Consider the following 11,209-nt stretch of genomic DNA (forward strand, 5'->3'; position numbering starts at 1 on the left):
CGCTGCAAGATTATGAATCTGCTGTTAACTGTAAATAATATAAATATGAACGTTATGGTTAACTATAAATTTCGCTAAATTTCGTCCGCAATCTATAAACACCCAACCAGTCTATATTATGATCCGTAAAATCACGCTCAGTTGCGCTCTTTTTTTGTCCCTCGGAATGGTCGTTATGGCTCAAACCGGCCCATACACGCCCACTGCCGAGAATCTGGCGGCCCGCAAGAAGTTCCAGGAAATGAAATTTGGACTTTTTATCCACTGGGGTATCTACAGCATTTTAGGCGACGGCGAGTGGGTGATGAATGATAAAAAGATCCCCTATAATAGTTACAAACGGTTGGCCGATTTCTTTAATCCGGAAGGATTTAATGCAAAGGCTTGGGTAGCGTTTGCCAAAAAGGCGGGTATGAAATATATCACCATTACCTCTCGCCATCACGATGGTTTCAGCATGTTCGGCACCAAAATGTCTCCTTATAATATTGTGGATGCCACACCTTACCACAGAGACCCTTTAATGGAGCTGGCGAAGGAATGTGAAAAGGAAGGCATCGAGTTGCATTTTTACTATTCGCTGCTGGATTGGGGCCGGGCTGATTATGCCTACGGGAGCCCTATTGTGAATGGTAAACCTAAAAACGGTGACTGGGACAGCTATATCAAATTCATGAAAGACCAACTGACGGAACTGATTACCAAATACCCCGGTGTTAAAGGTATTTGGTTCGACGGGCACTGGGAGCGCAAAGAGGTGAACTGGCACTACGACGAGATTTACGGCCTGATCCACAGATTAAATCCTGCCATACTGGTGGGCAATAATCACCACCTGGCGCCAAAAGATGGCGAGGATTTCCAAATGTTTGAAAAAGATTTGCCGGGCGCCAATACTACCGGCTTCAGCGGTGAATCTACAATTGGGCAGTTGCCTTTAGAAACCTGCGAAACCATCAACAACAGTTGGGGCTTCAATATTAACGACCGGAGCTTTAAATCATCCAAACAGATCATTCACTACCTGGTAAAAGCGGCGGGCCATGATGCTAATTTTTTGCTGAACATCGGCCCGATGCCAAACGGCAAAATACAGCCGGAATTTACCGATACGCTGGCCATAGTTGGTGCCTGGATGCAGAAAAATGGCGAAAGTATCTATCATACCCGCGGCGGGTTTGTACCGCCGCAGCCATGGGGTGTAATTACGGCAAATGGCAAAACGCTATACGCGCATATTACCAATAGCCCATCGCAAGGATATGTTTTCATTCCCTTGATGAAAGAGAAGGTCAGTAAGGCGGTATTGTTAAGCGGCGGCAAAGCGGTTAAATACAAGCAACAACCCGAAGGGACTTTTATCTACACCGATGGCTTGACGCTCGATCCGGTGGATACGATTATTAAGTTGACGGTGAATTGAGTTGCATTGATAAGATTTGACAACTTTTTAAAAGTTGTCAAATCTCGGGTAGCTACTTACCCCTGCTCCTCAATTGCTATCGGTAAAAATTCCTCGTCGGCGCTTGGGCCGTAGCTGCCCGGTATTGGGATATCCAGCAGGCGCAGGTAAACACCCAATTGCGCCCGGTGGTGGATGATCTGCGACAGGGAGTTTCTGATCATTTCCCATTTTGGTCCGCGGCTAAAAATCGACGCACCGCTGCGCAGAGTCCAGGTTTCGTTCAAAAGCGCTTCACGCTCCGGTACCAGTGATTCCCGGCCGGCAACCAGCGATTTTTCAAACACTTCCATCAATTCTGCGGTGCTGTTTACAATGGTTGGGTCATACGGGGCTGCAGCAAAATCCAACACTTCGGTGTTCAATACCATCGGGATGTAGGTTGGCAATTCGGCAATGTGGGTAGCCAGGCTGCGGATATTCATGCTTTTTGCATGCGGCTGCCAATCATATTGGTCATTTGGGATGCGCTGCAGCATTTTGCGGGTAGTTTCAGATTCGTCGTTGAGTTGTTGCAGGAAAAATCCAATAGTTGTCATGATGATGTTGTTTTAGTTTGATGTCTTAAAGATACAACCCGATAATGACAGCCCTATGTCAGCAGGGAAATAATTTAAATTCCGCAACATCATATTCCGAGGGGCAGAGCGGGCAGAAATTGCCATTGATAGAGGGGTGGTATGGCTTGATTTCGACATAGGTGTTTCATTCCGCGAATGTGAATCGGGTGAAACACCTTTATATTTGATATACAGTATTTTATATTTTTTGGTGAAACACCCTTTCTGTGATTGAGTTTTGTTAAACAATTGATCGGTAATGGTTTATATAAAAATTAGAATATGGTTTAAATTGAGGTGAATCACCTTTCGTGAAACACCCTGCAACCGGTTATTGTGGTATGAACTTTATACTCGACAATAGTAATCCTGTTGTAGGTTTACAATAAATTTAGTTGATAGAAAATATCTTTTATCCCCAGGAGAAGGTGCAAAAAAGGCCGTGCAATTTGTGTGCACGGCCGTGGGTATTAAATATTAACTGATATAAAGAACGACACAAATGAGTTAATCAATTTGGATTAACCAACGGTGCACTGCCTGCTGCCGGTGGATTCAGTACAAATTCATCAGCGGGAACATCCCAATAATCAAGGAAGTTATAGTTGATAGTAGCCTTTGTATTTATTACTCCTGTGCTGCCTATTACAATTGCATTGGTGATACCGCCTCCTTTGCTTACATCGTAAGTGATGCCATAACGGCGTGCATCGTAAAAAGCAAGGCCTCTAAACACCAATGCTACCCGGCGCTCGCTCCTGAGTTGAGTGATTGCTTGTGCGGGGGTTAAATTTTTACTTGCCAATGTTGCAAGCCCGGCACCTTGTAAGGCACGAACATTATCAATGCTTTGTAAGCCAGCGGCGATGTTTCCTGTATTTATCAATGCTTCAGCCTTTATTAATTCATTTTCTTTCATAATTACCCAAGTCGGCATCGGCAATGTACCTTACGCCCTGCTGATTAACTTCTGTCAAACTGGTTAGCGCTTTGTATCCATAGATCTGTCCTATTTTGGTGCCAGGGTTTAAAGTAAGCTGTGTGCTCCCTGCCGCACTTGCTAATATGATTGACGGCCCGTCGATTCCATCGATTTTTGATGTTTGATGGCTGAAGTTTGTAGTCAAATTCCAATTAAAATCTTTAGACTTTAAAACATTGATATTTAACGATGCCTGGAAGCCATTTGACGAGAGGTCTATCGCATTACTTTTGATTTTGTTGGCCCCTGTTGACGGCGAAACGTCTACATCGTATATCACATTGTATCCTTTACGTGTCCAGTAGGTGGCGCTGAAATTCAATACTGATAGCCAGTTGCCCGACAGTCCGGTTACAGAAAAATCAGTGCCAAATTCAATCTCCCTGGACACTTCAACATTTAATGCCGGATTTTTACTTCCATTTTGAAGTGCAAATGAAAGGCTATTCCCTAAGTTTCTTGGATCCAAAACAGGGTATCTGTCGAAGGCATTCGGCTGTATCCCCGCTTTACCATAAGCAGCCCTCAATTTAAATTCTGGGATTCTACGGCCAAGTCCGCTGTTTTTCCAAAAACCAAACGATGACGGACGGATATAAGCGTTTGCATTTGGAAAGGTAAATGGCTTGGATCCCTGGCCAAATGCAGATGAGTAGTCACTGCGAAAGCCGCCGGATACGCCACCAAAATCGCCAATGTCTATTTTTTGATTTACAACATACCCGAAAGTTACAAATGGCTCGGTATAATCATACGCAACTGCTTGCGTTTGTGTTTGGTTAAAGTTATAGATAGGGTAGCTTGGTAAACCTAAGCCATAGGTATCAAACTCCTCGTATTTCTTTTTTCGATAGTCGTATTGTATTAATGTAGATGTGGTAATTGGCACATCGATATGAAAATCCTTTTCAAAATCGGTACGGATGGTAGCCGATCCGTTGAAGTTTTGGAAGGTTGTTTTATAGGTATTTTTATTTAATTCACCGGTATTGTCACCTGCATAGTTACCAATGAAACTGTTAAGATCCTGAGAGGCAATATTTGCAGATTGGTTTTGGTATATATAATTGGCCTCGCGATTGCTGTAGTTTAAGCCATATTTTGCATTCAACTCCAAAAACTTATTTACTTTGTAGTTAGCCTGGAAGTTTTGCAAAATATCAACACGATTATCGCGGGTACTGCCATATTCGGTATAATAAAACGGATTGTCGCCGTTAACGCTCACTGTGCCTGAATTTAGCGAGAAAGGGTAGGTGCCATCAGCAAGTGTCTGGTTAAAATCGTAAAATGGAGAAGCATTAAGTGCATTAAATATACCACCGGAATTGCCTATACCTAAATTTCTGTTAAGCGTATTCCTGATATAGATCAGTTGGGTTGTAGACCTTAACGTAAATCCTTTAAACAGCTCCATGCCCAAATTGGTTGTTAAGTTAGTGCGGTCGTTATAACCATTGGTACGGATGGTACTTTGCTCGTGATTATTAGTTACACCAACATTGTAGTCGAATTTTTCTGTAGCACCGGATATATTTACACCATTATTAGTAGTATAAGCGGTTTTAAATAGCTGCTTAATGTGGTCATAATACTTAAGATTGGTGCCGTATGCTTTGTTTGCGATATTTAATGGGTTCGACATGGAAGTAGGGTTGCCATTGCCCGATGGGAAAGCCCATGTTACACCGGGATAAGTGCCATCCTGATCTAAAGCGATGACATTGCCGCTGTTATCAACAAAGTTACCGTTAGCGTCGGTTTTAAAACTATTTAGTTTAGCTTGGTGTACATTACCACTGTTGATAATGCTATTGGCTGATACGCTGCTGGAGATCGTGATCTGTGGTTTTCCGAGGTGCCCTTTTTTGGTAAAGATCTGGATAACACCATTAGCTCCCTGGGCGCCATAAATAGTGGAAGAGGCCGCTCCTTGTACCACCTCTATATGGTCAACATTGGTAAGATCGAGCAAATTGATGTCGGTTGCGCCTGATTCCACACCATCAACCAATATCATTGGAGAGGTTCCTCTTTGAATGGTGTTAACACCCCTCAACATAATATTTGTGCGCGCTCCTGGAGTACCGTCAACAGACGAGATCTGTGCGCCCGGAACTTTACCAACCAGCGCCTGGTCGATAGATGCAGTGGGCGTCTGGGGGAGGTTTTTTGATGAAATAGCCTCTACGGAAATGCCAAGCTTGGCCTTGCTGGTTGCTACACCAGAACCGGTAACAACAACTTCCGTTAGCAGCCTGTTGGCTGTAGCCAGCTTTACATTTACTATCGTGCCTGTGATAGTGACCTCAGTAGTGAGGTAGCCGATAAAGCTGAACGATAATTTGCCGGCACTTATTGGTATGGATAAGGTGTATTTTCCATCGGCTGATGTTTGCGTGCCGATATTGGTTCCTTTAATACCTACGCTTACACCAGGAATTGGTAAGCCATCGTCCTGAGCAATTACGGTGCCCGTAATTGTTCGGGTTTGTGATTGGGCGTATAGGCTGGAGAAGGCCATAACTATCCCAATAAAAATTTTCAGTAAATTTTTTTTCATGAAATTGATCAGTTAGTTAATGAATAAAGATTTACAATGTACTATGTAACAATTGAACTACAAACTAGTCCCTCATTTTTATATATAATTCAATAAAAGGGTTTTTAAAGTTAGTTTTTTATTAAAATTGAATTTATATACGTATTATAATACTTTACTGTTAATTAATTGTGTAATTAATTAAAAATTTGAAAAAAAAATCTGGTTTTCGAGTAAAATCGGTTATATTTTTGCGTTTTAACTAAATATTACCCTTATAATAAGTTTTTTTCCAATTTAATTTGAATTTAGGTTAATAAACAGATTTTTATTCTGCTGTAATGGCTAATTAACGGGCTCTTTGTTAAAAAAAATCTCCTGCCTGTTCAATTTTTATCATGAAAAAATCTAAAATGAAATTTTATGCAAGATTTATCGTTGAGCGCTCCGTAAATATTTACTGACCATTTACCGGAGATTATCTGAAATGTCGCAATAGCGCTCAATTTCCCCCAAGAATACATCGGAGAATTTTTCAACTTTAATTTACTATGCATGCATAGTAAATTAAAGTTAACTTGTATATTTACCGCAACCAATATAATTTACTTTACAATGGATCATTTACTTACCGACACACCTGCGGGCTATGATTTTTCTATCAGCGATAATCAAAAAATGATAGGCCAGATGGCTAAAGACTTTGCTGAGAAACATATTCGCCCCAATGTAATGACCTGGGACGAGCAGCAAGAATTTCCGCTGGAACTGTTTAAGCTGCTGGGCGAAAGCGGTATGATGGGTGTGCTGGTTCCGGAAGAATACGGCGGCTCGGGCTTTGGTTATGCCGAGTATGTGACGGTTATCGTAGAGATCGCTAAGGTTTGCGGATCAATAGGTTTGTCGGTAGCTGCGCATAACTCCTTATGCACAGGGCATATCCTGGCTTTCGCCAGCGAAGCGCAAAAACAGCGCTGGCTACCCAAACTGGCCACTGCAGAATGGTTGGGCGCGTGGGGCTTAACGGAAGCTAATACCGGGAGCGATGCCATGGGTATGAATACCACAGCTGTACTAGATGGTGACCATTACATAGTTAACGGATCAAAAAACTGGATAACGCATGGCAAATCTGGCGATGTAGCGGTTGTGATGGTGCGCACCGGTGATAAAGGCGATAGCCACGGCATCTCTGCTTTAGTAATTGAGCGAGGCACCCCCGGCTTTAGCGCGGGTAAAAAAGAGAATAAGCTAGGCATGCGTGCATCAGAAACGACCGAAATGATTTTTGATAATTGCCGCGTACCGAAAGAAAATTTGCTGGGTGCAGCAGGCGAAGGGTTTAAACAGGCGATGAAAGTACTGGATGGCGGCCGGATTTCAATTGCGGCTTTGTCGTTGGGTATTGCCAAAGGAGCTTTTGAAGCTGCGGTTGCTTATTCGAAAGAGCGGCACCAGTTTGGGCAGCCTATCAGCAGTTTCCAGGGAATCTCTTTCAAACTGGCAGATATGGCTACCGAAATTGAGGCAGCCGAACTGTTAATTATGCAGGCTGCGGATTTTAAAAACCGGCACCTGCCGGTAACTAAACAATCGGCCATGGCTAAATACTTCGCATCAGAAGTAGCCGTGCGCTGCGCCAATGAAGCCGTACAGATCTTCGGCGGATATGGTTACACCAAGGATTTTCCTGTTGAAAAATTCTATCGCGATGCCAAATTGTGTACCATAGGCGAGGGTACATCCGAGATCCAGAAAATAGTGATCGCCCGGGAGGTACTTAAGTAGGGTATTATTTTTCCACAGCCATCGTGCCGGATTATTTCGGCATCGCAGGTGCAAAGTATGCAGGGTGTAAATAGCAACGCTTTTTAAATTTCCCCTGCCGTCGTGCCGAATTTATTTCGGCATCCCACGTGCAAGGTATGCAGCATGACGGCGTTGGAGGGAATTCGGTAGTATTCAGCGTCGCCTTCAAATTATCCAACAAAGGACTATTTCCCTGCCGTCGTGCCGAATTTATTTCGGCATCCCACGTGCAAGGTATGCAGCATTACGGCAGCTATACTTTCAAAATATCCCCCAGCCGTCGTGCCGAATTTATTTCGGCATCCCACGTGCAAGGTATTCGTTGGTTATTCTATTTCCAATTCGGCTTTCAGATCCTTCATCTCTGGATTTATAGATTTAATGAGGTTGATCTTCCATTCTTTGTGCCAGTTTTTCAATTGTTTCTCACGGTCGATAGCATCAGTGATGAGATGGAAATATTCATAATAAACCAAGTAGTATAACTTGTATTTTTTTACAAATTCAGACCCTTCATCATTTACATGTTGCCATACTCTGGTCCGTAAATCTGAAGTTACCCCGATATAAAACGTGGTTCGGTATGCGTTAGTCATGATGTAAACATGGGGCTCTTTATACTGCATAAGGTTCTAGGTTTTAGTTATAAAGGGGTAAGGTAATAATAATCTAAGTGCCAAACGGCAATCTGTCCGGTGGGGTGCCGAAATGTATTCGGCATGACGGCGTTGGAGATGGCGGGGCGGCGGGCTTTGCTAGTGGCAACCTGTCCTGTGGGGTGCCGAAATGAATTCGGCATGACGGCGTTGGAGGTGGCGGGGCGGCGGGCTTTGCTAGTGGCAACCTGTCCGGTGGGGTGCCGAAATATATTCGGCATGACGGCGTTGGAGGTGGCGGGGCGGCGGGCTTTGCTAGTGGCAACCTGTCCTGTGGGGTGCCGAAATGAATTCGGCGTGACGGCACGCGGGAGGTGGCGGGGCGGCGGGGCTTTTAAAGGTGGCAACCTGTCCCGTGGGGTGCCGAAATATATTCGGCATGACGGCGTTGGAGGTGGCGGGGCGGCGGGCTTTGCTAGTGGCAACCTGTCCTGTGGGGTGCCGAAATGAATTCGGCATGACGGCGTTGGAGGTGGCGGGGCGGCGGGCTTTGCTAGTGGCAACCTGTCCTGTGGGGTGCCGAAATGAATTCGGCATGACGGCGTTGGAGGGCATTCGATAGTAGTCAGCTTCGGCTTCAAATTATCCAACAAAGGACTATCCCCCTGCCGTCGTGCCGAATTTATTTCGGCATCCCACGTGCAAGGTATGCAGCATGACGGCTTTTGGGGCGGAGCGGGAGGTGATCCTTGGGGATTTTACTGGCTAATGAGCCCAGTCGCTTCAGGTATAAAATGTTAGTTTATTTTTTTGATGAGTTAATCAGGGTGGTCTATCTTTGGTAGCACTAATTTCTCCTAATTGAAAAAAGTTATCTTTTTATTTTATAACCATTATAACCAGGGCTTCGGGCGAAGATTTGCCTATCAAAGCGCATTGTGGGCTGTATTAACGGTGGGCCTGATTAACGCTTTTTCGTTGATGCTGTATGTGAATTTTGCCTTACTTAAAACTTACAGTTACCTAAACCGGCGAAGCTGGGAGCAAAACCTTATCGTGATCTGTTTGAGTTGCCTTGTGCTTGGCTACCATGTGTTTTGGCTGCTTTATAAAAAGGAGAAGATCGAGGCACTTCATTACACTACTGAAGATATTAAAAGGAGCGGCAGGTATCTCATCGTTTATATAATCGTTTCAATCATTGTGTTATTGCTGGTCATCAAAGATCATTACGCGCTGTAATATTGCCCGATTAGGAGGACGGCTAACTTCTTCATTTATTAAAGGGTATTGAAAAATCTAATCTATAGTTTATTAATCTGAAAATATTAGGGTTTGATCTTCACAGGAATTGCATCTACATAGTAAAAGGCACTGCGATCTACATTTTTAATGTTTACCTCCATCGGTCCATCGGTTTTGCTAATATGCACATTCAGACTGCCATCGGCATTTAAGGGGATAGATGCGTATTTTTTATTGTCGGCCATGGCAGGTGTAATACTGTTTTTCACCAGGTTAATGGTTAGTGCTACTGCGATAATGGTTAGCATGATTTTGGTGTAAAGGTCGGTTTTCATGTGAGTTGGTTTTGTTAACACCTAAAGTAAGCTTTTAATACCGGGTTTGTAAGTATTATAGTTTTTTACTATTTGCTTTCAAGACCTGGGCTTAGTTTAAAATTTGAGAAAGGTAGCGATGGAAAGATGACGAAATATTTTATGAATGGGATAAAGATGGGGTGGGTGAGGGAGTGATTTTAATGCGTTTACCCGAGCTTAAGGTTGTTGGTGAAAACACTCAACAACAGCGGAATCTCAGAAACACCACCAGTTTTACTTGCAGGTGCTTCCATAAATACCCTGTTCGGGGGCAGTCGGGCGTGTTTTTGATGTTTGCCCATAAACAGACCGCGAACAAAAATACAGTTCAAAAGCCCCAAAATTTGCAATAAGGATGAAAGTGGATACCGGCCCTGCGGCTAATGCCATGTGCGCGTATGAACGTACAGCCTGGGCCGAAGGCATTGCCCATATTGTGTTTACTGCAATTAATGTAGTTTAAAGCTTTAAAACTCCGGCATTTTAGCACTCGCCCCACCTAATCAACCTATTACAAAAACTTTTTATGGCAAGCCCTTGAAAATCAAAAAATACTACCTACCTTTGCAGTCCTTAAAATAAGGATAAAACAGTAAATACAAAAAGGAAAAAATGCCTACTATTCAGCAATTAGTTAGAAAAGGTAGAGTAGCTCTGGTTGACAAGAGTAAGTCACCAGCGTTGGACAGCTGTCCACAGCGAAGAGGCGTGTGCACCCGTGTGTACACCACTACCCCTAAAAAACCAAACTCAGCAATGCGTAAAGTTGCACGTGTGCGCCTTACAAATGGTAAAGAAGTTAATGCCTACATCCCAGGAGAGGGCCACAACTTACAAGAACACTCAATTGTTTTGATCCGTGGTGGTCGTGTTAAAGATTTACCGGGTGTACGTTACCACATTATCCGTGGTGCGTTAGATACATCAGGTGTTGCGGGCCGTAATCAACGCCGCTCTAAATACGGAACTAAACGCCCTAAACCAGGACAGGCAGCTGCTCCAACTAAGGGTGCACCAGCTAAGAAGAAAAAATAATTAAAGGAGGATAGTAATAATGAGAAAGTCAAAACCTAAAAAAAGAATCCTTCTTCCTGATCCAAAATTCAATGATGTTTTGGTAACCAGGTTTGTAAATAACATGATGTTCGACGGTAAAAAATCTACCGCCTACACTATATTCTATAATGCAATTGATATTGTTGAAAAGAAAACCAGCGAAAACGGTTTAGATAGCTGGAAAAAAGCTTTAAACAATGTAATGCCTGCTGTTGAAGTAAAAAGCCGCCGTGTTGGTGGTGCAAACTTCCAGGTACCTACCGAGGTTCGCCCGGAACGTAAAGTTGCTTTGGGTATGAAATGGTTAATCAGCTATGCCCGTCGTCGTGGAGAAAAAACGATGATGGAGAAATTAGCCGGTGAGATCATCTCTGCTGCTAAAGGTGAAGGTGCTGCTGTGAAGAAGAAAGAAGATACGCACAAAATGGCTGAAGCCAACAAAGCGTTTTCTCACTTCCGTTTCTAAAAAATTAGTGATTGAGTGAATTAAGGAATTAGTGATTTGGTAACATTATGCTAATCAGTAATTCGTTAATTCGCTCTTTCATTTAAAAATTAGTATTGGCGAAGCAAAATTCACTCAATCACTAATTCACTAATT

At 43.3% G+C, this 11,209-nt stretch carries 11 protein-coding genes; 6 read left to right on the forward strand and 5 right to left on the reverse strand.

Annotated elements, in window-relative coordinates:
- The first annotated feature begins 166 nt into the window (after positions 1 to 166).
- Entirely contained in the window at positions 167 to 1,423 is a 1,257-nt protein-coding gene (locus tag A0256_09195) for an alpha-L-fucosidase (GenBank protein ID AMR31585.1), read from the forward strand.
- A 56-nt stretch (positions 1,424 to 1,479) separates the two neighbouring features.
- On the opposite strand, the gene A0256_09200 is transcribed toward A0256_09195, so the two are convergent.
- The 3 genes from A0256_09200 to A0256_09210 form a co-directional block, all read right to left on the reverse strand.
- Positions 1,480 to 2,001: a damage-inducible protein DinB gene (locus A0256_09200; protein AMR31586.1), complete on the reverse strand. Its 522-nt coding sequence runs from the start codon at positions 1,999 to 2,001 to the stop codon at positions 1,480 to 1,482.
- Positions 2,002 to 2,533: 532 nt separating this feature from the next.
- Positions 2,534 to 2,941 carry a hypothetical protein gene (locus A0256_09205; protein ID AMR31587.1) on the reverse strand — a complete coding sequence of 136 codons (408 nt, stop codon included), beginning with the start codon at positions 2,939 to 2,941 and terminating at the stop codon, positions 2,534 to 2,536.
- Positions 2,928 to 5,567 (reverse strand): hypothetical protein, encoded by a 2,640-nt coding sequence (locus A0256_09210; GenBank protein ID AMR31588.1) that lies wholly within the window; start codon positions 5,565 to 5,567, stop codon positions 2,928 to 2,930. Before A0256_09210 ends, A0256_09205 begins: the two co-directional genes overlap by 14 nt.
- A 594-nt stretch (positions 5,568 to 6,161) precedes the next feature.
- On the opposite strand from A0256_09210, the gene A0256_09215 reads away from it, so the two are divergent.
- Entirely contained in the window at positions 6,162 to 7,334 is a 1,173-nt protein-coding gene (locus A0256_09215; GenBank protein AMR34492.1) for an acyl-CoA dehydrogenase, read from the forward strand.
- A 347-nt stretch (positions 7,335 to 7,681) separates the two neighbouring features.
- Here the strand turns inward: A0256_09215 and A0256_09220 are convergent, their stop codons facing one another.
- A complete protein-coding gene (locus A0256_09220; protein AMR31589.1) occupies positions 7,682 to 7,981 on the reverse strand; it encodes an endonuclease in 300 nt (99 codons plus the stop codon).
- Between the two features lie 93 nt (positions 7,982 to 8,074).
- Here A0256_09220 and A0256_09225 point away from each other — a divergent pair, with 93 nt between their 5' ends.
- Together A0256_09225 and A0256_09230 are read left to right on the forward strand one after the other, a co-directional pair.
- Positions 8,075 to 8,461, forward strand: coding sequence for a hypothetical protein (locus tag A0256_09225; GenBank protein AMR31590.1), 387 nt, complete (start codon positions 8,075 to 8,077; stop codon positions 8,459 to 8,461).
- 351 nt (positions 8,462 to 8,812) lie between these two features.
- The gene (locus A0256_09230; protein AMR31591.1) at positions 8,813 to 9,193 is read left to right on the forward strand and encodes a hypothetical protein; all 381 of its coding nucleotides are present in this window, start codon (positions 8,813 to 8,815) and stop codon (positions 9,191 to 9,193) included.
- Between the two features lie 86 nt (positions 9,194 to 9,279).
- Here A0256_09230 and A0256_09235 read toward each other — a convergent pair whose 3' ends face one another.
- On the reverse strand, positions 9,280 to 9,531 hold the full coding sequence (locus tag A0256_09235; protein AMR31592.1) for a hypothetical protein: 252 nt from the start codon (positions 9,529 to 9,531) through the stop codon (positions 9,280 to 9,282).
- Positions 9,532 to 10,164: 633 nt separating this feature from the next.
- Between A0256_09235 and A0256_09240 the strand changes: the two genes are divergently transcribed.
- A complete protein-coding gene (locus tag A0256_09240) occupies positions 10,165 to 10,587 on the forward strand; it encodes a 30S ribosomal protein S12 (protein AMR31593.1) in 423 nt (140 codons plus the stop codon).
- A gap of 19 nt (positions 10,588 to 10,606) precedes the next feature.
- Positions 10,607 to 11,074, forward strand: a complete 468-nt coding sequence (locus tag A0256_09245) for a 30S ribosomal protein S7 (protein AMR31594.1) — start codon at positions 10,607 to 10,609, stop codon at positions 11,072 to 11,074.
- Positions 11,075 to 11,209: the final 135 nt, after the last annotated feature.

This window comes from Mucilaginibacter sp. PAMC 26640 (assembly GCA_001596135.1).
In the GTDB taxonomy this organism is placed as follows: Bacteria; Bacteroidota; Bacteroidia; order Sphingobacteriales; family Sphingobacteriaceae; genus Mucilaginibacter.

Excerpts from the sequence above, each read along its gene's own strand:
- A0256_09195 (AMR31585.1), top strand. The coding sequence starts at position 167 with ATGGTCGTTATGGCTCAAACCGGCCCATACACGCCCACTGCCGAGAAT.
- A0256_09200 (AMR31586.1), bottom strand. The coding sequence starts at position 2,001 with ATGACAACTATTGGATTTTTCCTGCAACAACTCAACGACGAATCTGAA.
- A0256_09205 (AMR31587.1), bottom strand. The coding sequence starts at position 2,941 with ATGAAAGAAAATGAATTAATAAAGGCTGAAGCATTGATAAATACAGGA.
- A0256_09210 (AMR31588.1), bottom strand. The coding sequence starts at position 5,567 with ATGAAAAAAAATTTACTGAAAATTTTTATTGGGATAGTTATGGCCTTC.
- A0256_09215 (AMR34492.1), top strand. The coding sequence starts at position 6,162 with ATGGATCATTTACTTACCGACACACCTGCGGGCTATGATTTTTCTATC.
- A0256_09220 (AMR31589.1), bottom strand. The coding sequence starts at position 7,981 with ATGCAGTATAAAGAGCCCCATGTTTACATCATGACTAACGCATACCGA.
- A0256_09225 (AMR31590.1), top strand. The coding sequence starts at position 8,075 with ATGACGGCGTTGGAGATGGCGGGGCGGCGGGCTTTGCTAGTGGCAACC.
- A0256_09235 (AMR31592.1), bottom strand. The coding sequence starts at position 9,531 with ATGAAAACCGACCTTTACACCAAAATCATGCTAACCATTATCGCAGTA.
- A0256_09240 (AMR31593.1), top strand. The coding sequence starts at position 10,165 with ATGCCTACTATTCAGCAATTAGTTAGAAAAGGTAGAGTAGCTCTGGTT.
- A0256_09245 (AMR31594.1), top strand. The coding sequence starts at position 10,607 with ATGAGAAAGTCAAAACCTAAAAAAAGAATCCTTCTTCCTGATCCAAAA.